The organism is Microbacterium sp. CGR2, assembly GCF_003626735.1.
GTDB lineage: Bacteria > Actinomycetota > Actinomycetes > Actinomycetales > Microbacteriaceae > Microbacterium.
On record NZ_RBHX01000002.1, the window covers coordinates 62,916 to 84,839 of the forward strand.

At 65.9% G+C, this 21,924-nt stretch carries 23 protein-coding genes, 1 tRNA gene and 1 pseudogene; 10 read left to right on the forward strand and 15 right to left on the reverse strand.

Annotated elements, in window-relative coordinates:
- Positions 1 to 23: 23 nt before the first annotated feature.
- A pseudogene (locus D7252_RS20635) lies at positions 24 to 194 on the reverse strand (DUF1524 domain-containing protein); the annotation flags it as partial.
- Positions 195 to 380: 186 nt separating this feature from the next.
- Positions 381 to 1,085 carry a hypothetical protein gene (locus D7252_RS18720; RefSeq protein ID WP_120777112.1) on the reverse strand — a complete coding sequence of 235 codons (705 nt, stop codon included), beginning with the start codon at positions 1,083 to 1,085 and terminating at the stop codon, positions 381 to 383.
- A 992-nt stretch (positions 1,086 to 2,077) separates the two neighbouring features.
- Here D7252_RS18720 and D7252_RS18730 point away from each other — a divergent pair.
- Positions 2,078 to 2,353, forward strand: a complete 276-nt coding sequence (locus D7252_RS18730) for a helix-turn-helix domain-containing protein (protein WP_120777114.1) — start codon at positions 2,078 to 2,080, stop codon at positions 2,351 to 2,353.
- A 391-nt stretch (positions 2,354 to 2,744) separates the two neighbouring features.
- Here D7252_RS18730 and D7252_RS18735 read toward each other — a convergent pair whose 3' ends face one another.
- From D7252_RS18735 to D7252_RS18760, 6 genes are read right to left on the reverse strand one after another with little or no spacing between them, the layout of a single operon-like run.
- A complete protein-coding gene (locus tag D7252_RS18735) occupies positions 2,745 to 3,290 on the reverse strand; it encodes a TetR/AcrR family transcriptional regulator (RefSeq protein WP_120777115.1) in 546 nt (181 codons plus the stop codon).
- A gap of 8 nt (positions 3,291 to 3,298) precedes the next feature.
- Positions 3,299 to 4,942, reverse strand: a complete 1,644-nt coding sequence (locus D7252_RS18740) for an amidohydrolase (RefSeq protein WP_120777116.1) — start codon at positions 4,940 to 4,942, stop codon at positions 3,299 to 3,301.
- A gap of 5 nt (positions 4,943 to 4,947) precedes the next feature.
- Positions 4,948 to 6,408, reverse strand: coding sequence for an APC family permease (locus D7252_RS18745; RefSeq protein ID WP_120777117.1), 1,461 nt, complete (start codon positions 6,406 to 6,408; stop codon positions 4,948 to 4,950).
- Between the two features lie 34 nt (positions 6,409 to 6,442).
- Positions 6,443 to 7,594: an NAD(P)/FAD-dependent oxidoreductase gene (locus tag D7252_RS18750; RefSeq protein WP_183055415.1), complete on the reverse strand. Its 1,152-nt coding sequence runs from the start codon at positions 7,592 to 7,594 to the stop codon at positions 6,443 to 6,445.
- A 2-nt stretch (positions 7,595 to 7,596) separates the two neighbouring features.
- Entirely contained in the window at positions 7,597 to 7,794 is a 198-nt protein-coding gene (locus tag D7252_RS18755; RefSeq protein WP_120777119.1) for a ferredoxin, read from the reverse strand.
- Between the two features lie 19 nt (positions 7,795 to 7,813).
- Entirely contained in the window at positions 7,814 to 9,016 is a 1,203-nt protein-coding gene (locus D7252_RS18760; protein WP_183055416.1) for a cytochrome P450, read from the reverse strand.
- Between the two features lie 139 nt (positions 9,017 to 9,155).
- Between D7252_RS18760 and D7252_RS18765 the strand changes: the two genes are divergently transcribed.
- Positions 9,156 to 9,773, forward strand: a complete 618-nt coding sequence (locus tag D7252_RS18765) for a TetR/AcrR family transcriptional regulator (protein WP_147406774.1) — start codon at positions 9,156 to 9,158, stop codon at positions 9,771 to 9,773.
- A gap of 37 nt (positions 9,774 to 9,810) precedes the next feature.
- On the opposite strand, the gene D7252_RS18770 is transcribed toward D7252_RS18765, so the two are convergent.
- The 3 genes from D7252_RS18770 to D7252_RS18780 all read right to left on the reverse strand — a co-directional run bounded on the left by D7252_RS18770 (position 9,811) and on the right by D7252_RS18780 (position 13,213).
- On the reverse strand, positions 9,811 to 11,211 hold the full coding sequence (locus tag D7252_RS18770; RefSeq protein ID WP_183055417.1) for an MFS transporter: 1,401 nt from the start codon (positions 11,209 to 11,211) through the stop codon (positions 9,811 to 9,813).
- A gap of 457 nt (positions 11,212 to 11,668) precedes the next feature.
- Positions 11,669 to 12,532: a hypothetical protein gene (locus tag D7252_RS18775; protein WP_147406775.1), complete on the reverse strand. Its 864-nt coding sequence runs from the start codon at positions 12,530 to 12,532 to the stop codon at positions 11,669 to 11,671.
- Positions 12,533 to 12,697: 165 nt separating this feature from the next.
- Entirely contained in the window at positions 12,698 to 13,213 is a 516-nt protein-coding gene (locus D7252_RS18780; RefSeq protein ID WP_120777123.1) for a Flp pilus assembly complex ATPase component TadA, read from the reverse strand.
- A 95-nt stretch (positions 13,214 to 13,308) separates the two neighbouring features.
- Between D7252_RS18780 and D7252_RS18785 the strand changes: the two genes are divergently transcribed.
- On the forward strand, positions 13,309 to 13,587 hold the full coding sequence (locus D7252_RS18785; RefSeq protein ID WP_120777124.1) for a peptide methionine sulfoxide reductase: 279 nt from the start codon (positions 13,309 to 13,311) through the stop codon (positions 13,585 to 13,587).
- Between the two features lie 19 nt (positions 13,588 to 13,606).
- Here D7252_RS18785 and D7252_RS18790 read toward each other — a convergent pair whose 3' ends face one another.
- From D7252_RS18790 to D7252_RS18800, 3 genes are read right to left on the reverse strand one after another with little or no spacing between them, the layout of a single operon-like run.
- Positions 13,607 to 13,864 (reverse strand): DUF6510 family protein, encoded by a 258-nt coding sequence (locus D7252_RS18790; protein ID WP_120777125.1) that lies wholly within the window; start codon positions 13,862 to 13,864, stop codon positions 13,607 to 13,609.
- Between the two features lie 2 nt (positions 13,865 to 13,866).
- Positions 13,867 to 14,592 carry an FAD-binding oxidoreductase gene (locus D7252_RS18795; protein ID WP_259461155.1) on the reverse strand — a complete coding sequence of 242 codons (726 nt, stop codon included), beginning with the start codon at positions 14,590 to 14,592 and terminating at the stop codon, positions 13,867 to 13,869.
- The gene (locus D7252_RS18800; protein ID WP_120777127.1) at positions 14,589 to 15,170 is read right to left on the reverse strand and encodes a sulfite oxidase-like oxidoreductase; all 582 of its coding nucleotides are present in this window, start codon (positions 15,168 to 15,170) and stop codon (positions 14,589 to 14,591) included. The genes D7252_RS18795 and D7252_RS18800 overlap by 4 nt, the downstream gene beginning before the upstream one ends.
- Positions 15,171 to 15,265: 95 nt before the next feature.
- Here D7252_RS18800 and D7252_RS18805 point away from each other — a divergent pair, with 95 nt between their 5' ends.
- From D7252_RS18805 to D7252_RS18825, 6 genes are all read left to right on the forward strand, one after another.
- Entirely contained in the window at positions 15,266 to 16,072 is an 807-nt protein-coding gene (locus D7252_RS18805) for a glycosyltransferase family 2 protein (protein WP_120777128.1), read from the forward strand.
- Positions 16,069 to 16,941 carry an endonuclease/exonuclease/phosphatase family protein gene (locus tag D7252_RS18810; protein ID WP_120777129.1) on the forward strand — a complete coding sequence of 291 codons (873 nt, stop codon included), beginning with the start codon at positions 16,069 to 16,071 and terminating at the stop codon, positions 16,939 to 16,941. The genes D7252_RS18805 and D7252_RS18810 overlap by 4 nt, the downstream gene beginning before the upstream one ends.
- The gene (locus D7252_RS18815; protein ID WP_120777130.1) at positions 16,938 to 17,522 is read left to right on the forward strand and encodes a hypothetical protein; all 585 of its coding nucleotides are present in this window, start codon (positions 16,938 to 16,940) and stop codon (positions 17,520 to 17,522) included. The genes D7252_RS18810 and D7252_RS18815 overlap by 4 nt, the downstream gene beginning before the upstream one ends.
- 102 nt (positions 17,523 to 17,624) lie before the next feature.
- On the forward strand, positions 17,625 to 17,912 hold the full coding sequence (locus D7252_RS19870; RefSeq protein ID WP_147406776.1) for a hypothetical protein: 288 nt from the start codon (positions 17,625 to 17,627) through the stop codon (positions 17,910 to 17,912).
- Between the two features lie 135 nt (positions 17,913 to 18,047).
- Positions 18,048 to 18,129 (forward strand) — tRNA-Leu (locus D7252_RS18820).
- An 82-nt stretch (positions 18,130 to 18,211) separates the two neighbouring features.
- Positions 18,212 to 19,003, forward strand: a complete 792-nt coding sequence (locus tag D7252_RS18825) for a DedA family protein (protein ID WP_374225796.1) — start codon at positions 18,212 to 18,214, stop codon at positions 19,001 to 19,003.
- Positions 19,004 to 19,024: 21 nt separating this feature from the next.
- Here the strand turns inward: D7252_RS18825 and D7252_RS18830 are convergent, their stop codons facing one another.
- Complete coding sequence (locus tag D7252_RS18830; RefSeq protein ID WP_120777131.1) at positions 19,025 to 19,870, reverse strand: Ku protein; 846 nt, start codon at positions 19,868 to 19,870, stop codon at positions 19,025 to 19,027.
- 58 nt (positions 19,871 to 19,928) lie between these two features.
- Here D7252_RS18830 and ligD point away from each other — a divergent pair, with 58 nt between their 5' ends.
- On the forward strand, positions 19,929 to 21,917 hold the full coding sequence (gene ligD, locus D7252_RS18835) for a non-homologous end-joining DNA ligase (protein ID WP_120777132.1): 1,989 nt from the start codon (positions 19,929 to 19,931) through the stop codon (positions 21,915 to 21,917).
- The last annotated feature ends 7 nt before the right edge of the window (positions 21,918 to 21,924 follow it).

Sequence of the window (21,924 nt, forward strand, 5' to 3'; positions counted from 1 at the left end):
AGAACACGAGCACGGAGAATGTGTTACAGAGGCCACGCCACAACGGCGAGCCGTGCGAGCTCGAGCGAACGACGGTCGAGCTCGTCGAGATCCCATCCGTTCTCCAGCTGGGCGAGGTCCTTCGTCTGCTCGAACTTGGACTCGCTATAGACGTCTACTTTGTCTGAGAATGGCTTGTCTTCGAAGTCGTTGTTGAGCGTCCGCTCGGCCCGTGAGTACTTCTTCGTTGTTCAAGCGGCGACCCCGTCCGACGGACCAGCCAGCGACGCGCCCGGTCCTCGGCGCCTCCAGAGTGCCCGGCTCCCTGTTTAAAAGAAGGCTGGCCGATCCCCCTATGGGGCGAGGCGTCGTGTGGCTGCTGATAGGTGCGCGGAGCCCGTCTAGGGGGCGTCCGTGGGCGCGCAGTCTCCCGGTCGCGCGGACACTGAACTCGCGATCGCCGCTGCAATCTGGTGCGGATCCCGCTTCATGAGGAGCCATTGCGCCGGAGCGACCATACCGAGCACAGAGCTTCGCGTTGTCATGAACTCGTATACTCGCGACGCCGACCAAGACTCTGGGAGTTCCTTCCTCAACACTGCAACGCCGCCGACCACGCTGCAGAATCGGTCAAACTGCCACACCGGGTATCGTCGTTTCCGGTTCGCGACAAAGTAGTAGAGGGCACCCTGTTGGGCTCGCCGGCGAACCTGGCGAAGGGTGACCATCAGGAAGTCGGCGGCTTCGTCGTCACTCCAGGAGTCGATGACCGCTTCGAGTCGCAGGCGATACTCGGGGCGAAGCCGAACTCTGGCCTCCCCTGCCGCTTCAGAAAGTGACTCTGTCACGGCGTCCGCGCTTAGCACGGACGCTTGCGCGTCACTTGATTCGAACAGGTCGCCCTGGGTCTCACTGACCATGTCGACCATTGTGTGAAGAAGCGCGTCGATCAGCTTCCAGTCCCGCCCTGAATCAGAAGCGGCTTGCACGAGGCGCCGGAACGAATCGAGTACGGCGTTGAAGTCCTCTTGAGTCGCCTCCGCGCTCTCATCATGCTGGGCGGGAGGCTTGGAGGCTTCCTTATGGCTTCGAGGGTCGCTGTTCACTCGACACCTCCAACGTCTTGAGCACGTCGACGACGCGCTGAGGATCGTCACCGCGCATCAACCACTCAACCGGCGAGTAGATAGTTTCGCCAGCCGCCAGTTCTCGTCTCGGCGCCGTCATGAACGAATTGATCGCAAGGGGCGACCAATGCCCCGGGATGGCGGGCACGACAGCATTGATTCCTGGGACGACGGCGAACCGCGGTCTTCCCGCGAACTGCCAGGAGGGGTACCGCCACGCGGAGCCGCACTCCACGACATGCAGGTAGCCCCGGCGGCTGAGGCGTCGTAGTGAGGTAGGCGTGATCCGGAGCAGCGCACGAGCCGCATCGGCGCTCAGCGATTCCGTCGAAGCGACGGGTCTTGTGACAGATTCAAGCCGCGCGCGCGTTTCGTCACTACCGTGTGGCATCGCGTTGAACGCGCGGGACTGCTCCCGGAATCGCGGGCCGACTCTGAGGCTCCTTGTCACTTGCTTGTCGTAACCGATGTATCCGCGACGACGCCACTCGATCGCCACATGTCGACGGAACTCGTTGCCGCCCCGGCGGCGATCCAGGGCGTCCCAATCGGCCGGCAGGCGACACGGAACTCCGCCCGAGTCCGGCAGCAGGTGCTCGAATAGCTCACGAAACGTAGGGCCATGGGAGTGGCGGCGACGATACTGAGCAACGAAGATCGCCGCCGAGAGAGCCCATTCGTCTGCGGTCTCGTCGTTCGTGAACTCCTCGAAGGTGTAGCTCCACGCGGCAGGCGGGGGATGATTCGCGCTCCGCCACCATGCGGTCCAGTACTTGTCCGCCAAGATTTCCGTCACAATCGCGGTCGCACGCTTCGGGCCAGCCCTGCGGTGCGACCGCGGTGTCCGGAGGGCGGGCAGCACACGTGCAGAGTGGAAGGATCCGGCGGTAGTCGATTGTTTCGTATGGCCATCAAAATTATGCCACATAGATCAGGCCGCATAGATACGTCATGACGGCAAGCCTTAGGGGGTGGGCAGACGTGCGGTCGAGGCAGAGTGGGGAGACTTCTCGGATCGCCTAGCACTCCGTCTTCGAATCTTGCGGGAGCGCTCCAACCTCTCTCAGGAGGATGTGGCATATCGAGCCGGTATCACCCGTTATACGTACCAGCGCCTCGAAAAGGGTGTCACCCGCCACGGTGACCCCGTTAATCCGACGCTCCGCTCGCTGATTGCCATCGCGCAAGCCTTGGGAGTTGGACTACACGAGCTCATCCCCGACGAGTTGCCCGATCTTCGCCCATAGGACGGGTCAGGTATCGCGGCCAGTTCCGACTGAGTCGGCGCGAGGGGCAAACAGTTGAGTGGGCCGATACTGAGGTTGTTGTGCGCGCGATCACAGTAGAGAAGCCGTCGAGGAGCGCTCTGAACCGAGCGAGACTCACTCGAGTGGTCTTCGTGGGATCAACGCCCTCACGAGACTCCCAAGTGTCCGATCTCACGAAGCTGTCGGAGTCTCACGAAAGCTATCGGAGCGCCTCACGAAAGTGGCGGAGTCTCAAATCGCCTGTCGGATCGCGGAGGCGCCATCTGCCTGCCTCAAACGATCGTTTTCGGTGTGGGCCGGTTGCTGGGCCCGTCAGCCCCGCCACAAGGGTTCCCCGAATCCCCCTTTCGGCAGACAGTTTCGGTGGGGGCTACTGAGCAAGGGTCGAGCGTTTGATCATCGTGAGCAGCTCCTGGCGGATGAGATGTAGCTCGCGCGCGTCGATGTAACCTTCAGCTGCCGCCGTAGCGGCCCCCTCGGCGCTGTGACGGATCACGAGGGACCGACCCAGCGCGATCCGGTCGTTATGGAAGGCTCGGCGCCACCTGTCTGCATCTTCGCGTAGGACCTCGATTGCGGCGGGTGTTTCGTTGAACAGTGGTGCGAGCGCGCTGGGGGCGAAGATCCTTGCGGCCACGGCGCTGTCTCCGGTGAGCGCGCGGACATAGGCGGACAGCAGCGCGCCCTCTTCATCATTCGGCCCGACCAGCTGATGGACGACGTTCCAGAGGCGGTCCACCACTTCGCGGCAGACAGCCGCACGCAGGTCTTCCTTCGCGCCGAAGTGGTACAGCAGGCCGCCCTTGGAGATGCCGGCAGCAGCAGCGATCTGCTCGAGCGTCGCTGCATGTCCGCGTTCGACGAAGAGCTGTTCCGCCGCGGCGACGATTTCTGCCCGGGACGATGGTCTCGACATGCGAAGAGCTATCCTTCTGCAGCGGCCCACACGGGGCTGCCGCCGACGTATGTGGCGATCGGGGCGAGCGTGTGCAACTCGAGAGGCGGCGTGGCAAACGGGTCTCGATCAAGGATGGTGAGATCGGCAAGCATCCCTGGTTCGATGACGCCGGTTCGATCGATGCGGTTCACGTAGGCCCCGCCGGAGGTGTAGGCAGTCATCGCTTGGGTGAGGGTGAGTTTCTGGCGTTCGATGAACACGGGGGTGTCGGGTTCGGAGCCTGGCGCGACGCGATTGACGGCGACGTGAATGGCGTCGAGGGGCGAGGGGTCGCTGACGGGCCAGTCGCTGCCCGCCGACAGGCGGGCGCCTGCCCGGACGAGGTCTCCGAAGGGGAACTGTTGATCGGCTCGTTCTAGTCCGATCAGCGGGATGCACAGGTGGTCCATCTGCTGGCCGTGAGCGGCCCAAAGCGCTTGGATGTTCGCGGTGACGTTCAGGGGCGCGAACCGCGGGATATCGGACGGTCGCACGGACTGCAGGTGCGCGATCTGATGACGGAACTCCCCTGGGTGTTCTGCGGCTTCGAGGGCGTCGAGGACCTCGGTGAGAGCGCGGTCGCCCATGGTGTGGAAATGCATGTCGAACCCGGCGTCCTGCAACGCACGAACAACCTGGTCGAGAACATCCGGAGCGATGAGGGAATCGCCGGTGATGTCTGTGGGGAGGCCGGTGACGTCGAGGTAGGGGGCGTGCATGGCGGCGGTGTGGTTCTCGGGGATGCCGTCTTGCATGATTTTCACCGTGCGGGCGGTGAAGAGCCCGGTCGCACCGTCACGTCGAGCGATCATCGCGGGGATCTGGTCGGTGCCGAGGGCGGGGTCGTAGAACAGTGCGCCGTTCACGCGGGCTGTGAGAACGCCGGTAGATGCAGCGCGACGGTAGGTCTCGTACACGTCGGCGATGTCGCCGAAGTTCCCCACCAGGGCGTCCTGCCAGGCGGTGACGCCGTGAGCATGCAGCGTGCGTTGCGCGGCGGTGAGCGCGGTATCGAGATCGGCCGGCGACGGTGTGGGCTTCACACCGTCGAGGAGAGCCATTGCTGATTCGTGCAGCACCCCCGTGGGAGTCCCGGAGGAGTCGCGTTCGATACGACCGCCGACAGGATCCAGGGTGGCCGAGGTGATGCCTGCCCTGCGGAGTGCTGCGGTGTTGACCCAGACGGCATGTTCGTCGCGCACGACGACTGCCGCAGGGCGCTCACCGCAGATGGCATCCAGAATCTCCTTCCGGGGACCTCCGTCAGGGAAGGCGGCGAAGGTCCAGCCCGCACCTGTCACCCAGTCTCGATCCGGGTGGGCGCGAGCGTAGCGGGCGATCTCGTCGAGGAACTGCTCTGCGGTGTCGAGGTCGTGCAGCGCGCATTCCTGCATGTGCACGCCCGCCATGACGGGGTGAACGTGTGCGTCCTGGAAGCCGGGGAGGAGAAGGCCCGAGCCGACATCAATGATCTCGCCCGCCGATGCTCTGAAGTCGTCGATGGCGGCGGGAGCGTGTTCGACCGCGGCGATCACTCCGTCGGTCACAGCGACCGCGCCTGACCTGGGCGTGGTCAGACCCGCACTCCAGTAATTACCGGTGAAGACGATATCGAAGGTCGGGCGGGCCATCTCTTTCACGCTCCTTCTACAGGTTCCACCTGGCGCGGGGCGCTGCCGCGATCGGTGGAGCGGCGGGACTTGCGCCTAGCGATGCTGCCGATGAACGCGGCGATGAACACCACGGCAGGGGTGAGCACGACGACGGTGTTGAGGACGCCGCCGGCCCCGGTGAGCAGCTCGATGTTGAGGATCATCATCGTCACCACCGCCACCAGTAGCAGCGCGGCCACGGCAGCGAGGATGCTGAACAGGGTTCGGCGTCCCGTAGTGATGCCCTCGCGGGGACGGGCGAAGAACACCGCGACCGCGATGGACGCCAGTGCCATCAGGGAGATGAGACCGAGCGTTCCGGGGCTCGAGAACCAGACGGTCAGCTGTAGGTACGGGTCAAGACCCAACAAGCCGAAGATCAGCACGAACGCGGCGGTGACGATTGCCTGCACGTTCCCGAACGACGGGGACCGGAACTTCGGGTGCACGCGCATCGCCGGCTTCGGGAGAATGCCGTCGGTGCCCATGGAGTGACCGTATCGGCTGACCGCGTTGAAGTAGGCGATGCCGGAGGCGATCGAGCTGGTGACGAGGAGGGCTTGCGCGGTCAGCCCAGCCCAGGGCCCCAGGTAGTAGTCGCCGATGATGTAGATCAGGGCGGTCGGATTCTCCGCGATCGCGGCCGCCAGCTCTGGGACGCTGAATGCTTGGGCGATGGCCCAGGCGACGATGCAGTAGAAGACGGCGAGGAAGACCAGCGAGATGATCGTTGCCCGTGGGATGGTGCGGGTCGGGTTCTTGGCCTCTGCCCGGTAGATGGTGGTCGATTCGATGCCGAAGTAGGCCCCGAACCACACCAACGCCGCGGCAGCCATGCCCGGTGTGAAGACGTTAGAAGGTTCGAACGACTCGACGCTCAGGCCCGTGGGGGCGGTGCGGGCGAGCACGGCGATGGCGATCACGACGAGGATGCCGACCTCGGCGACGAGGAGCAGCACCAGTACCTTCACACCGACGTCGATGCCGCGGCGACAGACGTACCAGATCAGTGCGGTGATGAGCAGGCCGAGCACCCACCAGGGGATGTCGATGCCGGTGCTGACCAGGATGAGGTTCTGTGTGGTGGCGCTGACGATGCCCATACCACCGATGTTGATGGTGAGGTAGGCGGTGATGGCCAGTGCGGCCGCAGCGGTTCCGGCTGCGGGCCCGAGTCCTTCACCGATGTAGGCGTAGAACGTGCCGGGTTTGGCGACGAAGCGGGTCATCGCGAGGATGCCGACCACGAACATCGCAAGCACGACCCCCGCGACAAGGAATCCTGCGGGGGCGCCGATGCCACCCACAAGGAAGCCGATAGGCCCGTACCCGGCGATGAGACTGAGCGGGGCGGCGGCGGCGACGACGATGAGGGCGATGCCGCCAGCGGTCAGTACGCCGGATTTGAGGGTGACGACGGGGACAGGGGAATCTTCTTGAGTCATGACGTGCTCGACAATCTGGTTCGGGTGGTGAATGTCAGCGGATAAGAGTGGACGCGGCGTGCTTTTCCACGTCGGCCCGTGCGGCCATGAAGCCTTGTGGGTGGTTGATGGCGACGGCGCCTACGAGTTCTCCATCGATGAGGTACCGGGCAAGCAGGCCGGGCTTGGGACCGGTCCCCTCGAGTACCTCGATCTCAGAGATCTGCGGGTCGACGTGCCCGATGCCTTGCAGAAGGCTGCCGTGCTGCATCGACCAGAAGTACGGCGGCTCGAGGAACGGCGTGCGCGTGCCTGCGGCGAGGTCGATCGCGATATGACGACCATGGGAGCGTGCCGTGGTCCAATGCGCCGATCGCATGACGGAACCGTCGAAGCCGGTCCAGCTGACGCTGTCCCCGGCGGCTGCGACGCCCGGAGCGGACGTGTGCAGGCACGCGTCGGTGCGGATCGTGTCATCGTCGGCGAGAACGCCGCTGTCTCCCAGCCAGGCGGTGTCCGGGTGAGAGCCGATTCCTGCGACGACGAGGTCGGCGTGCAATGTGGTCCCGTCTGTGAGGTGCACCTGTGCGGGGTGCCCGCTCTGGACGTCGGCCACCGTGCCGTTGGGGATCAGCCTGACGCCCGCCTCGGTGTGGAGACGGGTGAGAAGGTCCGACGCAGCTTGTCCGAGTCGGTTTCGGAACAGAGCGTCCTCGCGAAACACGAATGTCGTCGTCACGCCCGCGCTCACCAACGATGCGGCAAGCTCCGCACCAACGAACCCACCGCCGATGACGACGGCCGACCCGGCGGCGCTCACGGCCTGCCGAAGGCGACGGCTGTCGTCCAGGGAGTGCAGCGCGTGCACCTCCTCGGAAACCCACGAGGGCCGGTGAGGGCGAGATCCCGGAGCCAGCACGAGCTCGTCGTAGCCGAGGTCGCCGCCGCTGGTGTGCAGCAGCTGGTCTGCGACGGTCACACCGACGGCAGTACCGAAGACGACGTCGATGCCGGCACCCTTGAGCTCGTCTGTGCCGGCGCTGACGGAACCGGCACCGCTGAGTGCTTTGGACAGTGGGGGGCGCTCGTAGGGGACGTCCGGGTCTTTATCCAACACGGTGATGGTCCGGGTTTCGTCCAACTGCCGGAGGTGTTTCGCGCAGGTGAGGCCGGCGGCGCCTGCCCCGACGATGAGCGTCCTGGTCATGGCTAGCTCTGAGCCCATGCCAGCGCTTGCGCCGGGCAGATCGCAATGGCGGCGTCCGTGGCTTCCACGTCCGCGGGGTCTACTTCGATAGTGCGCAGCCGCACGAGCCCGTTGTCGTCGAGGTCGAAGACGGTGGGTGCGGTATTGGTGCAGATCCCTGCGCCGATGCAGCCGGTCGTGTCAGGGTTGAGGGTAGGCATCAGTTGGTCCTTCGAAGTGTCAGGCGGGTACGGAAGTGGGGGCACGGTGCACACGCACCGGCAGGGACTGCTGCACGGACAGATAGGGGGCGGCGGACGCGGCGACCGGATCCTGGTGCTCGATACGTTCCCACCGGCGAGTGGTCGCGAGGAGCATTTCTTCGAGCTCCATGACGGCGAACATCCGCCCCATGCAGAAGTGCCGCCCGACGCCCCAGTTCAACGGCATCCGCTCGGAGCGGCCGATGTCGAACTGATCCGGGTTGGCGAAGACTCGCTGATCACGGTGAGCGGCGCCGATGAGGGCGAACACATGGTCACCGGCATACACCGGGACGTCCTCGATCGCCGTGTCCACCGTTGCGACGCGGAAGATCCAGGCGTCCCCCGGACGATACCTGGCGGCCTCCGTCACCGCCGAGGATGCAAGCTCGGGGTTCTCGCGAAGCCGCTGCCACTGGTCCGGGTTCTCCGCGAACGACCAGAACATGAGTGCGGCAAGGATCTGCGTCGTGTCCGTGCTCGCGGCCAACAGGGTGACGAGAGCGGAGCGGATGTCGTTCGCGGTGATGTTCCCTGCGGCCTGCTGGGCCAGGAGGTGATCGATCACGTTGCTGTCCGGAGCGCCAGGGGTGTGGAGGGCGATCAGGTCATCGACCCAGTTCGTCAGCTCGGTCCATGCCAGCGTGACGTGCTCACCCAGGGTCGGGTCCATCTCGAACACCCTCACCGACTCTTCCGAGATGCGGCTGATGAATGCGCCGTGCTCGTTCAGATCGACTCCCAGCAGGCGAGCGAACACTCGTGCCGGTACGTCACGGATCAGCTGGTCAACCAGCTCGACGTCCGCTGCGTCGCCCATTGCATCCAGCGCCGCGTCGATGTCGGCGCGCACGTCGTCGCGCATGCCGGCCACCCGCGCGGGAGTGAAGAACGACCCGATCGCTGCGCGCAATCTCGTGTGGGCCGCGCCCTCGGCGTAGTTGACGCTGCTCTCGACGAGATCGCGGAACGTGACGTCGTCCACACCCGAGTGATCGAACAGCTCGAGCAGGCCGGTGCTGTAGTCGGTGTTCCGCAACAGAGCGGAACTCGCGTCGTAGCCGATCACCTCGACCCCACGCTCCGTACGCACCACATTCGTCCCGGCAGGTACCCGCTCCCACGGAACCCAGGGCGTCTCCACCAGCTCATCGACGGTGAAAGCTTCGCTTGAAACCATCATTTCCTCCTTGAAATATGACAGTGTCATATATAAGCATGGATCGGAGGCATTAGACAAGACTTGTAACGAGCGATTTACATCCGGGAAACAGTTCGGAGGCGTCCACAGGCGCCTGACACAGCGGAAGCGAGCACCAGTGCCGAAGATCGTGGACTACGACAAGAGACGCGAAGAGCTGGCCGCGGCTCTGCTCGAGGTGCTTGCCAGGGACGGCATCGAGGGCGTGTCCGTCAGGAGCGTCGCCGCCCAAGCTGGCTGGACGCGGGGAGTCATCACGCACTACTTCTCGGATCGAGACGAACTGCTGCTGTACGCCTACCGGCTGGCGCTCCAGCGTGAGCATGCCTCCATAGAGCACCTCCAGGGGGATCCAGTCGAGGTGCTTGTCGCGCTTCTCCTTCGCGCGCTTCCCATCGACGAAGAGAGCTCACTCGACTACCGCATCTTCCTCGGCATGCTCGGCCGCCTGGCGGACAGGCCAGACCTCGCGGCTTCCTTGGCATCGGACCACGCCGCCTACGAGGCAAGAGTCCTCGACGCCGTGGAGTCGGCCCTCGACGCGGGTGCCATCAGCACCACGCTCACTGCCGAAGCCCTCGCGACCATGCTCTCGACCTACGTGGATGGGCTCACTGTCAGCTGCGCCATCAATCCCGACGGGAGCACCCACGCCCACCTGGAGAAGCAGGTTTCGCTGTTCCTACGCACCGTGGCGGGGGTCAGCCCAGCCTCAGGCGAGAACGCGACGACCTAGTCCCAGCGCCTCGGCCTCTGAATGGACGGCTCGCGGCTCAGTGGCCCTGCTTCACTTCCACGCCGCGCAGAAGCAGTGCCGTGGACGCCACCCCGAGAACGAGGATGACGCACGTGATCATGGCCGCAGCGCTGAATCCACCGTTGATATCCCCCGCGGCAGCCATCCCGGAGAAGATGCTGCCCAGCACAGCCACCGCGGTGAGCGAACCGAACTCGTAGGAAACTTCCTCCAGCGACGACCCCATGCCTGCCCTCTCCGGCGCGATGTTCCCCATGACTGCCGACGAAGCCGCCGCCATGACCGCGCCCAGACCGAACCCCATAACCGCCAAGCCCGCACCGAACGCCACCACCCCGAGGGGTAGGGCTACCAGCGCGCCAATCAAACCAATCGACGCGGTGATCAACCCGCCCACGATTAGCGGGCTGACCCCGATCTTGTGCATCACGAAGCCGGCGAGGAGGCCCGAGGGCAGTGCGCCGCCCGCGAGGCAGGTCACAAGAAGACCGGCCTCGAGTGGCGTGAAACCGTCTCCGAGCTGGAAGCGCTGGGTAGCGACGAGCTGCATGCCGGCGATGGCGAACATTGCCACACCCGCGGCGATGATTCCCGCGCTCACGGGCCGCGACCGGAAGACCGCGAAATCCAGCAGCGGGTGAGCCAGCCCACGCTGCCGGCGAGCGAACAAGACCATTGCGACGGCCGCCACCACGAAGCTGATGATCACCACCGGCCACCGACGGTCGGCACCGGCCACTTCCTTGATCACGAAGACGAGGGCCGCCAGACCCACCAGCGCCATCAGCGAAGACACCCAGTCCCACGGCGTGTCGGGCTTAGCCTCTGAACGTGGAACCAACCAGGCGGCCGAGATGACGGCAACGACGGCGATAGGAATGTTGATCAGGAACACGGAGCCCCACCAGAAATGCTCCAACAGCAGTCCCGCCGTCACCGGGCCAAGCGCCGCGCCCACGAGAGAGACGCTGCCCCAGATCGAAATCGCGATATTTCGCTCCCGCGCCTCTGTGAAGGTTTGACGGATCAGAGCCAGAGTCGCCGGCATCACCATCGCCGCGCCCACGGCCAGCAGCGCGCGAGCGGCGATGAGGATGGCCGGGGTCGGTGAGTACGCGGCAACGACCGACGCGACCCCGAAGATCCCCATACCCCACACGAACAGGCGCTTATGGCCGAACTTGTCCCCCAGGCCACCGGCACCAAGAAGAAGACCCGCCATCACCAACGGGTACGCGTTGATGATCCACAACGCCTCAGACGACGTCGCGCCCAAGTCATCAGTCAACGCCGGAAGAGCGGTGTAGAGAACGGAGTTGTCGAGCACCACCATCAACAGACCCAACGACAAGATCGCCAGGACTACCCAACGAGTACGACTCTTGACGGCCACATGCTGCCCTTCTCTAGCGGTCATGCTATAACTGTACCGACCGCCCGGTACAGTTATGTGAGAAGATGCTGACCGCAAGGCGACCAACCCAGGTTCAGCGCCCAGCGAGATGCTGGAGCCTGCCCCGTAGACCTAAGACTGAACGGCTATTCAGTTTCGGCGGCATATTGGAGGCCCTGATCCGTGACCCGCTTCGACCCACCGAAAACGATCGTTTCCGGCAGGTGCAAGGAGGTAGCTGGCCGACTGCGCGACACGCCGGTCGCGCACCTGCCGAAACCCCCCTGCCGGAACCTGTCGCGCCGAAACGGTCCGCCCCGCCTCTGAGGCAGGGTGAGAACGAAACGTGAATACCGACGAGTTTCGTGAGACAACCGGCAGTCTCGACAGCGCACCACTCACCCGTCTTTCCGGGGATCTTCTGTCTCACCAACTGACAACTCTCGTGAGATCGGACACCAAGTTCTGTTGACGCGGCCGGTCACCCTCCGCCCGCATGAATCACGTTGACCAGCTCCGTCGGTATCGGCGAGTCGGTGATCGCTCCGAGGCGCGGCAAGGAACCATCCAAAAGGACGTTCTCAGCGAGCTCGAGCCAAGGCCGGCTCCATTCGATCGCGTTCATCGGCAGCAGCGGTAAGTCGGCGAGGTTGCCGGTGTTCGGAGAGTGGAGTAGCTCCCATGCTTGTCCCGAGGTCACGAGTGGATGGGCAACTGCCCATCCCGGGTGCCATGCGAGCGTAACGCTGATGCCCTCGAGGGTCAGAGTGCTCAACTTGAAGAAAGCGAGCTCTCCGTCACTTGTCTTCACCGATCGCGGAAACAGAACCAGGGCTCGGCGCGCGCCTTTCGTCTGACTCGCGCGAAAAACCCATAGCGAGAGATCCGGTGGGGGTGGGTCCCCATTGACGAGCCAAGTGAAGTCTTCTGTGTTCCAGTCCCCGACGATTCGATGCCTGTTGATCTCGGGATGTTGGTACTCAGCCCTCTCGTGAGTGGCAAATAGCAATATCTTGGCCAGCCAGACCCCGACTGCGGCCCACTGCGCGGCGTCTAGCTCTCCGGCCCAGTTGCTCGCCGCCAATGTGCGTACGGGTTCCTTCGCCGTCTTCTCAATACGTGTGTCGAGCTCTGCGTTGCAATCACGACAGGCAGGCAGAAGAAGTCGCTGACGTTCTTGGAACTGAAGGGGGTCGCCGTCACGGTTCAAAAGCGCTTGGCCATTGACACTCCATCCAAACTTTGGCTGGCCAGCAGCGTCCGCATCCTTCAGATACCAGGCAGGAAAGACGTGTTCCCCTTTGCCGTATGCGGGTTGGACTCCACAGATCTCACACATGCTCACGCCAGCACAGTAGCGGGGCGCCGCGAACATGACTAGTAGTAGCGCGTGCGCCACCTCAGGCATCGAGCAGCACTCTGGCGGAACAGCGAACTCTAGACAGAGATCAGTCTTGGAATGAACTTCGTACGGGGATCTCGCGTAACGAGCTCCCTCGCCCGGAGCGGCCTACGTGTACCGCGGACCTGAACGCGTAACTGACAAGTACTGACACTGTAGCGGCCAAATGGCCCCGTCATAGCAGCCTTCACTACAGATAACGGCCGGGAGCGATGCGTCGACGAATGGCTGGCTGATGTCGACGCGGCGCCCGGTGGACTGCAGCATCCGCTCGACGAGGTCGCGCACCACCGCGTCAGTGAGCCGCAGACCGGTCCGCTCCGCCACCCCGCCGCGAGCGGTGTGCACGTGACCGGATCCGTTGACCCAGATCTCCTCGATCTCCGCGTCGTCCAGCAGCGGCTGCAGCGCGCCGAACCCGCTCACCGCGGCCAGCACGTCGCGGACACACGCGACCTCGTCGTCGATGAGAGCTTCGCCGCGGGCGAGGGCGTAGTCGTCGTGTCGCCGCACCTCGGACTGCGCGATGCGCCGAGCGGTGTCGGGATCGACGGTCGGATCGATGCCTTCGGCGCGCAGGCGCAGCCGGACACGGTCGGCGACGGCAGCGGATGGATCACTCACCCGGGCATCCTCGCAAGAATCGATCCGGCGGTCCGGAAGTTATCCACAGCCGCTGCCCCGATGCCCGCCCCGCACGCCTGCCGTAGCGTGGAGACATGGACGACGCCCGCCACGACGATCTCGACGCCCTCGTCGACGCGATCCCCGAGGGCTGGTCCCGGGTGCGGATCGACGGTCAGGACTGGGGCGTCACCCGCACCACACGCGCCGCCGGCGGCGTGATCTCGGTGGATGCCGATCGCCTCGCTGACGACGAACGCTTCGGAGCGAACGTCTGGCGCACATCTGACGGCACCGTTCTCCGCCCCTGCGAAGTGCCGCCGGAGAAGGTCATGCACTTCCTCCGCGCCGCATCGACAGCCTTCTCACGCTGACCGGACCCGAAAGAGCGACCTACCGATCGTCGACGGGCAACCAGCGCATCCCGCGCAGATTCACCACTGTCTGCCCCGCGCGCTCGACGACCACCAGCAGAACATCGTCGCAGTGCCGGCACCGCGCCACGAAACCGATCGGGGGTGCGTAGACGACCGCCTGCGCGACGACCGCGACATCACCGCACGACTGGCACTGCGCCTGCGCTGCAGTCGCCTCGAACCCCAGCACATCGCTGATCGCTCCGGCGAGAACGTTGCCATCGAGATGACGCATGATCAGATGCCTCCGAATCGCTCGGTGCGGATGCTGTCGGCCCGATGCCCGAGCTCCAGGAGCGCCCGCGTGACGGTCTCGACGAAGCCGGTGGACCCGCAGATGTAGATCAGCGGCGAAAGCTCAGGTGCGATCGTGTCGCGCTCGAGATCCGTCCGCATCAGTCTGCCCGGCGGACGTTTCTCTGCCGGCGACGCCGTCCGGGTGTAATGCCAGACGGTCCGCATCGCTCCCGACGACTCCGACAGCTCATCAGCGAAGAACGCATCCTCCGGTGTTCGCAGCGAGTAGAGCAGCTGCATCGGCACCGTGCTTCCCGACTCCGCATGCGCACGCATCATCGCCACGAGCGGCACCACTCCCGAGCCGCCGGCGATGAGCTGCACGGGCGGGGTCTGTTCCGGTCGCCAGACGAACCATCCACCGACCGGGCCCCTGATCTCGACGGCGTCACCGATCTCGATCTCATCGACCAGGAAGGGAGACACCTCGCCATCCGGAAGACGATCGACCGCGAGCTCGATCTCGTCACCCGCACCGACGCTCGCGACCGAATACGAACGCACCGCCTGATAGCCGTCGGGCGCGCTGAGTCGGACGTCGACATGCTGCCCGGCCGCGTTCCCCGGCCAGCCGGGCACGGCGAAGGTCAGGCTCCGTGCAGAGGATGTGAGAGCACGCGCTCGCACGAGACGCCCGGTGAACCAGCTGTTGCTCGTGCTGATCACGCGTATCGCTCTTCCCGCCAGGGGTCGCCGTGAGCGTTGTAGCCGTTCTCTTCCCAGAAGCCGAGGTTGTCGTCCTCCTGCAGCACGAGCCCTCGCACCCATTTCGCGCTCTTCCAGAAGTACAGGTGCGGCACGAGGAGACGAGCCGGTCCGCCGTGCTCCGGATCAAGCGCGTCGCCGTCGTATTCGTAAGCGACCCATGCGCGTCCGCCCAGTACCTCGGCCAGCGGAAGGTTCGTCGTGTACCCGCCGAACGAATGCGCCATGACGAAGTCGACGTCGGTCTCGACATCGGCGAAAAGAGTGTCGAGAGAGACGCCCTTCCAGCTGGTTCCCAGCTTCGACCAGGTGGTCACACAGTGGATGTCGACCGTGATGTCCTCCGCGGGCAGGGCCAGGAACTGCTCCCACGTCCACCGATGCGTCTGCCCGCGCTCCGTATGGATGAAGAATTCCCAATCGGCCGTGTCGACAGCTGGTGTGGGGCCGGCGGAAAGCACCGGAAAGGAGTCGGTCAGGTGCTGCCCCGGCGGAAGCGCGGAATCGGCGTCGCGGTGGCGACCTCGGAAGACTGCCATGATCTCTCTTTCGACCGGTCGGTGTGCGGAAGCTGTTCGGTTATGCCTCGCACCCTACGCGATCCTGCGGCACCCGTGTGCTTACATGAGAAGCCATGAAGAGACGCGGATTCGACCACACCGGGGCACCGCTCTCGCTGTCCGTGGTGATCCCGGTCAAAGACGATGCCGAGCACCTTCGCGCATGTCTCGCCGCCCTCAGCAGGCAGACCCGCGTCCCCGACGAGATCATCATGGTCGACAACGGCTCGAGCGACGGGTCGGCGGCGGTTGCGCAGAGCTTCGGTGCCACCGTCGTGCCGTGCGCGCAGCCCGGCGTGCCGGCGGCGAGCGCCCGCGGGTACGACGCCGCCACGGGTGATGTCATCCTGCGGCTCGACGCCGACTGCGTCCCCGGCGACGGATGGGTCGAGATGGTGGAGCGTGCTTTCGCGCAGCATCCACACGTCTCCGTCTATACGGGAGGCGCCCGTTTCATCGACGGCCCTCCCGCCCTGCGCGCCCCGCTCGCCACCGTGTATCTGGGCTCCTACGCTCTGGTCTGCGCGACGACCCTCGGCCACCTGCCGGTCTTCGGCTCGAACCTGGCGTTCCGGCGCTCTGCGTGGCTCGACGTCCGATCGCGGGTGCACAGTGACGACCCTGAACTGCACGACGACCTCGATCTCGCCTTTCACCTCGGCGAGCGCCACAGCATCCGACTTCTCCCGCACACGCAGATGGGCATCTCGATGCGGCCGTTCATGGACGGGAGCGCGTTCGCCCGTCGGGTTCTCCGCGGCTTCCGCACCGTGATCGTGCATTGGCCGCAGGACTTCCCTCCGGTGCGGTGGGTGCGACTCGCACTGCGTCGCCTTCTCCACCGTCTCGGCGTGCCCACTCCGGCAGCGGTGCGACGGTGAACGTCGCTCTGATCGGACCGGCGTCGCCGCCCGACCTGCATGTGATGACGTTCAACGTCCGCCGACGACTGGAGCGACTGGCGTGGCGGTCGTCAGACCGGTGGAGCGTGCGTCGACCACGTCTCGCGGCCTTGCTTCGCACCGAGCGTCCGACCGTGCTGGGGGTGCAGGAGGCGCTGCCGGATCAGGCGTCGGACGTCCTCGAAGCGCTCGGCAGCTCCTACAGATACGTCGGTCACGGACGGCAACCGGGCCCGAGGGGCGAGGGGTGCCCCGTCTACTACGACACCGAGCACCTCGAGTTGCGTGACTGGCGCCAGGTACCGCTCTCCGAGCGTCCGGATGAGCCGGGATCGACGTCGTGGGGCAGCGTTTTCCCCCGCATCTACGTGCGCGCGACGTTTCGAGACCGTGCGACGTCGGCCGAATGGGTGATCGTCAACACTCACCTCGACGCTTTCTCTCCACGCGCACGGCTGCGGGGCGCCCAGGCGCTGCACCTACTCGTCACGACGGAATCGCTGCCCGCCGTGGTTCTCGGTGACCTCAACGCCGGACCGAGCGCGCCGCCCTGGGACGCGTTGCGGTTCGACGGCCGGCTCGCCGATGCGTGGACGATCGCCGACACCCGACTTACCCCACAGTGGGCCACCTACGGCCGATACCGTGAGCCCCGCCCCGGTCGCCGCATCGACGGCATCCTCGTGACCTCCGAGCTGGAGGTGAGCGCCATCGGGATCAACGCCGCTCGTTTCGGCGGCGGCTGGCCGTCGGATCACCTGCCCGTGCAGGCCGTGCTCCGCATCCCCGCACCCGCCGCCCCTGTATCCGCACCCGCATCCGCACCCGCGCCTGACGAGGAGCTATGAAAGAGAACTTCCTGCGCCCGCCGCACGGCCTCGCCGATTACGCGGCGGATGCTCTGCGCCTCGTCGGTGTGCTCTGCGTCGTCGCCGCGGCAATCTGGTCGACTCCCACGGATGCCGGCATCCTCGCTCTCGCCCTGCCCGCACTCATGCTCCCCCGGATGCTGGGGATGCGGGCCTGGACCGACATCACGGTGTGCGCGACCGTGTTGGTCGCCGCCGGCAGTAACGTCCTCGACCTCTATCGCATGGTGACGGGCTGGGATCTCGTCGTGCACTTCGTGTGCACGGGGGTGATCGCCGCCACCGGGTACGTGCTCCTCGCGCGAGTGCGAGTCGTGCCTGCTCAGGATGCCGCGGGCTACACGAGACGCACCGCGATCGTGATCTGCACCCTGCTGGGCCTCGCTGCCAGCGCAGTCTGGGAGATGATCGAGTGGACCGGACGAACCTTCATCACCGCCGAGATCTTCGTCACTTACCAGGACACCATCGCCGACATGGCCGTGGGCGGTGTGGGAGCTCTGCTGGCGGGCGTGGTCGTCGCCCACTTCCCGCTCGAACGTCCCGGCGCCCGGGCCTGAGGCTCGGCACATCGCCCACGAAAGCGCAAGGGTGCAGACGCCTCGGCCACCGGGTGGTGGACTGAACGCATCGTGAGCTTCACGTCAGCGAAAGGAACCGAGATGACTGACACCTCCCCTGTGCCTTCCACCCCCGGCGAGCAGCCCACCGGCCCGGAGCCGACCGACCCCGGCCAGACCCCTCCCGGCCCCGCCGTGCCGTCACCCGCCCAACCCTCGCCCGCCTTCCCGGACGAGCCCTCGCCGATGCACCCGAACGAGCCACTCGCTCCCACCCCGGACGAGCCGGCGCCCCCGCACCCTGCCGAACCGCTGGCTCCCAACCCCGCGGAGCCCACTGTTCCCAGCCCGGAAGAGCCGCTCTTCCCCGGGGCGACCGCTCTGGCCTGATCTTCAGAGGACTGCCTCTCGCGCCGATGGCGTGAGAGGCAGTCTTTCTTGTGCGCGGCCGTTGCTCGAGCTCCGGGCAGAACTGCGGGCTGATCTACAGATTCTCGGTTTGTCCTCTCAGTAGACTGATTCCGCGCGGGAGTGGTGGAATTGGCAGACACGCAGGATTTAGGTTCCTGTGCCCCAGGGCGTGTGGGTTCAAGTCCCACCTTCCGCACGAGAGACGATGGTGCGGTCCGAAGGGCCGCGGTCGCATCCTCTCCATAGACCGCCGACCAAAAACACCGACGGGAATCCCAGTGCTCGAAACGCTGCTGCACGCCCCCACCGCCCTCATTCCCTGGCTCGACCCCGAGACGATCATCCGCGGGGCGGGTCCTTGGGCGCTTCTCGTGGTCTGCTTCATCGTCTTCGCCGAAACCGGCCTCCTCGTGGGCTTCCTCCTTCCCGGCGACACGCTGCTGGTCATCGCCGGGCTGCTGTCGCACCCGCTCGCCGGTTCCGCGCAGGGCATCTTCGGCATCAACGTGTGGATCGTCGCGCTCCTCATCGCCTTCGCGGCCTTCGTCGGCGGCGAGGTCGGCTACCTCATCGGCCACAAGGGCGGACCGGCAATCTTCGAGCGCAAGGAGTCCGGCCTCTTCAGCAAGAAGAACGTCGAGCGCACCAACGCCTTCTTCGAGCGGTTCGGCGGCATCACCGTGATCCTCGCCCGCTTCGTCCCCATCGTCCGCACCTTCGCACCGGTCGCGGCCGGGGTCGGACACATGCCGTGGCGCAAGTACACGCTCTACAACCTCATCGGCGCCATGCTCTGGGGCTTCGGTCTCACGATGCTCGGCTACGCGATCGGGTTCATCCCGCCGATCAAGTGGTTCGTGACGGAGTACATCGACTTGATCCTGCTCGCCGCGGTCGGCGGTACGGCGCTGATCACGCTGTGGCACTACCTCTCCGAGCGTCACAAGGCCAAGAAGGCCGCAGCGTCCGGTGAGGACGTCGTGACGGATGCCGTCGAGGCCGAAGAGCTCGCCCTCGACCGCGAGGTCTTCGAGCGTGCACCCGACTTCGACGGAGACGGCAAGCACTGAGGCTCACCGGCCGCGCAGCACTCAGCCGGTCTTCTTCGCCGGCTTCTTGTCCTTCGTGGACTTCTCGCCGGAACGCTTCTCCTTCGACCGCGCGACGCTCTCACGCAGCGCCTCCATGAGGTCGATGACCTCGCCGCCGCCCTTGGCGGCAGCATCCGCCTCGCCGAAGGCGTCTTCGATCTCGAAGCCCTCGCCCGCCTCGATCTTCGCGTCGATGAGGGTGCGGAGTTCCTTCTGGTACTCGTCGACGAACTCTTCCGGATCGAAGTCGGTCGAATAGCTGTCGACGAGGGATGCCGACATCTCGAGCTCTTTCTTGGAGATGCGCACGTCTTCGTCCAGCGCGGGGAACGCCGCCTCTCGCACCTCGTCGGCCCACAGCAGCGTCTGCAGGACCAACACCTTGCCGCGGACGCGGAGCGCGGCGAGTCGGGTCTTCTGCCGCAGGGTGAACCGGACGATCGCGGTGCGATCGCTCTGCTCGAGCGTCTTTCGCAGCAGCACGTAGGCCTTGGGCGACTTCGAGTCCGGTTCCAGGTAGTACGGCTTGTCGAGCGTGAGCAGATCCACCTGATCGGAGGGCACGAACTCGACGACGTCGATCTCGCGACTCTTCTCGGACGGCAGAGCGGCGAGGTCGTCTTTGGTGAGAACGACGGTCTGCCCCCCTTCGACGTACGCCCGGTCGATGTCGGCGTACGCGACGGTCTCGCCGCACACCTCGCACGTGCGCTGGTAGCGGATGCGACCGCCGTCTTTCTCATGCACCTGATGCAGCGGCACGTCGTGGTCTTCGGTGGCGGAGTACACCTTCACCGGGACGTTCACGAGTCCGAACGTCACCGCGCCCTTCCAGATCGTTCTCATGACCTCAGTAGACACCAGCCACACCCGCCACGGCCAGCCCCTTGACTACGCTGGCTGCATGGTCGGAGAAGCGCAGGTCGTGCAGGTCGACGGCCGTCGGCTCCGCGTGACGAACCTGGACAAGGTCGTCTATCCCGAATCCGGAACCACCAAGGGCGAGATCATCGCCTACTACTCCACGATCGCGCCGCTTCTGCTCCCGCTCGTCGACGGTCGGCCGGTCACCCGCAAGCGATGGGTGGACGGTGTCGGACCGGCGGATGCTCCGGCAGACGCCTTCTTCGCCAAGCAGCTCGAACCCGGCGCCCCGGAGTGGATTCCGCGACAGGCGATCCAGCACTCGGACGGGCCGAAGGAGTATCCGCTCGTCGAAGACGTGCCGACCCTAGTCTGGCTCGCGCAAGTGGCCGCGATCGAGCTGCACGTGCCGCAGTGGCGGTTCGCCCCCGACGGGTTGCCCGGACGACCGGATCGCCTCGTGCTCGATCTCGACCCGGGCCCAGGAGTCGGACTCGCGCAGTGCGCGGAAGCCGCCCGCATCGCCCGCGGAATCCTCACCGACATGGGGTTGGACCCGCGCCCCGTCACCAGCGGCAGCAAGGGCATCCACCTCTACGCCGCGCTTCCCGGCGAGCAGACGAGCGACGAGATATCCGCCGTGGTGAAAGAACTCGCCAGGCTCATCGAGAACGATCATCCCGACCTCGCGACCAGCGTCATGACCAAGGCTGTGCGCGGCGGCAAGGTGTTCCTCGACTGGAGCCAGAACAACGGCAAGAAGACCACCATCTCGCCGTACTCCCTCCGCGGCCGGGCACGCCCGTGGGTCGCCGCGCCCCGCACGTGGGACGAGCTCGACGATCCCGACCTCGCCCAGCTCGACATCGACGAGGTGGTCGCGCGCGCCGCAGCGGGCATCGATCCGCTTTCCGACCTTCGGCCCGACGGGCCGGCCCTCCCTCGGGAGGCATCCGGGCCGCCGACCGCAACGGAGCCCACGCCGCCGGCTTCGGCGCGACGCGCTTCCCGGTACGCGCGCAGCGCTCCGGCAGCAGCATCCGAGGTCTCCGCCGCGACGCTCGCCCCCATGCTCGCCGAGAACGGCACGCCTGCGCTGGCACGGACGCTGAGCGACCCGTCGTGGGCGGAGGTCAAGTGGGACGGCATTCGGGCGATCGGCACCTGGTCGGACCAGCGGATGCTGCTGCACGCGCGCCGCGGCACCGACATCACCGCGCGCTACCCGGAGCTCACGGCCGACGGTGCGCCGTTCTTCCCCGTCGCGGATGCCGTCGTCGACGGGGAGATCGTCGCCTTCGATGCGAAGGGTCGGCCGAGTTTCTCTCTGCTGCAGAACCGGATGCACCTCACCCGTCCGCGCGAGATCGAGCGCGAGGTCGTGCGCACGCCGATCGTGTACATGCTCTTCGATCTTCTTCGCCTCGACGGGCACGACCTGACGGCCATGCCCCTGCGGGAGCGGCGGACCCTGCTGGAGGATCTGGTCGCCGACGTCGACGCGCCGGTGCAGGTTCCGCCCGTCTTCGACGACGTGGACGCGGCGCTCGCGACCAGCGAGCAGTTCGGTCTCGAGGGTGTCGTCGTCAAAGACCCGGACTCTCGGTACCGCTCCGGCCAGCGCTCCCCGCACTGGCTCAAGCTCAAACACACCCGGATGCAGGAGGCGGTGATCGTCGGCATCCGCCCCGGCAAGGGCGATCGGCAGAGCACGCTCGGCTCTCTCCTGCTCGCAGTGCCGGAGGGCTCACCGAACCAGGGCGCGCTGCGCTACATCGGTCGGGTCGGCTCGGGTTTCACCGACCGCATTCTCCGCGACCTGCTCACGCGCCTCGAGCCGCTCCGGGTGACGTCGGCACCCCTGGCCGGGGTGCCCGCGCCGGATGCATCCGACGCCCTGTGGGTGCGACCGGAGCTCGTCGGCGAGGTCGAGTTCGCGAACTGGACGCCGAACGGCATCCTCCGCCACGCACGCTGGCGGGGACTGCGCCCGGACAAGAGTCCGGATGAGATCGTCGTGGAGCCCTGACCACTTC

Excerpts from the sequence above, each read along its gene's own strand:
- D7252_RS18735 (WP_120777115.1), bottom strand. The coding sequence starts at position 3,290 with ATGTCGAGACCATCGTCCCGGGCAGAAATCGTCGCCGCGGCGGAACAG.
- D7252_RS18740 (WP_120777116.1), bottom strand. The coding sequence starts at position 4,942 with ATGGCCCGCCCGACCTTCGATATCGTCTTCACCGGTAATTACTGGAGT.
- D7252_RS18745 (WP_120777117.1), bottom strand. The coding sequence starts at position 6,408 with ATGACTCAAGAAGATTCCCCTGTCCCCGTCGTCACCCTCAAATCCGGC.
- D7252_RS18750 (WP_183055415.1), bottom strand. The coding sequence starts at position 7,594 with ATGACCAGGACGCTCATCGTCGGGGCAGGCGCCGCCGGCCTCACCTGC.
- D7252_RS18755 (WP_120777119.1), bottom strand. The coding sequence starts at position 7,794 with ATGCCTACCCTCAACCCTGACACGACCGGCTGCATCGGCGCAGGGATC.
- D7252_RS18760 (WP_183055416.1), bottom strand. The coding sequence starts at position 9,016 with ATGGTTTCAAGCGAAGCTTTCACCGTCGATGAGCTGGTGGAGACGCCC.
- D7252_RS18770 (WP_183055417.1), bottom strand. The coding sequence starts at position 11,211 with ATGACCGCTAGAGAAGGGCAGCATGTGGCCGTCAAGAGTCGTACTCGT.
- D7252_RS18785 (WP_120777124.1), top strand. The coding sequence starts at position 13,309 with ATGGACGACGCCCGCCACGACGATCTCGACGCCCTCGTCGACGCGATC.
- D7252_RS18790 (WP_120777125.1), bottom strand. The coding sequence starts at position 13,864 with ATGCGTCATCTCGATGGCAACGTTCTCGCCGGAGCGATCAGCGATGTG.
- D7252_RS18800 (WP_120777127.1), bottom strand. The coding sequence starts at position 15,170 with ATGGCAGTCTTCCGAGGTCGCCACCGCGACGCCGATTCCGCGCTTCCG.
- D7252_RS18805 (WP_120777128.1), top strand. The coding sequence starts at position 15,266 with ATGAAGAGACGCGGATTCGACCACACCGGGGCACCGCTCTCGCTGTCC.
- D7252_RS18815 (WP_120777130.1), top strand. The coding sequence starts at position 16,938 with ATGAAAGAGAACTTCCTGCGCCCGCCGCACGGCCTCGCCGATTACGCG.
- D7252_RS19870 (WP_147406776.1), top strand. The coding sequence starts at position 17,625 with ATGACTGACACCTCCCCTGTGCCTTCCACCCCCGGCGAGCAGCCCACC.
- D7252_RS18830 (WP_120777131.1), bottom strand. The coding sequence starts at position 19,870 with ATGAGAACGATCTGGAAGGGCGCGGTGACGTTCGGACTCGTGAACGTC.
- ligD (WP_120777132.1), top strand. The coding sequence starts at position 19,929 with ATGGTCGGAGAAGCGCAGGTCGTGCAGGTCGACGGCCGTCGGCTCCGC.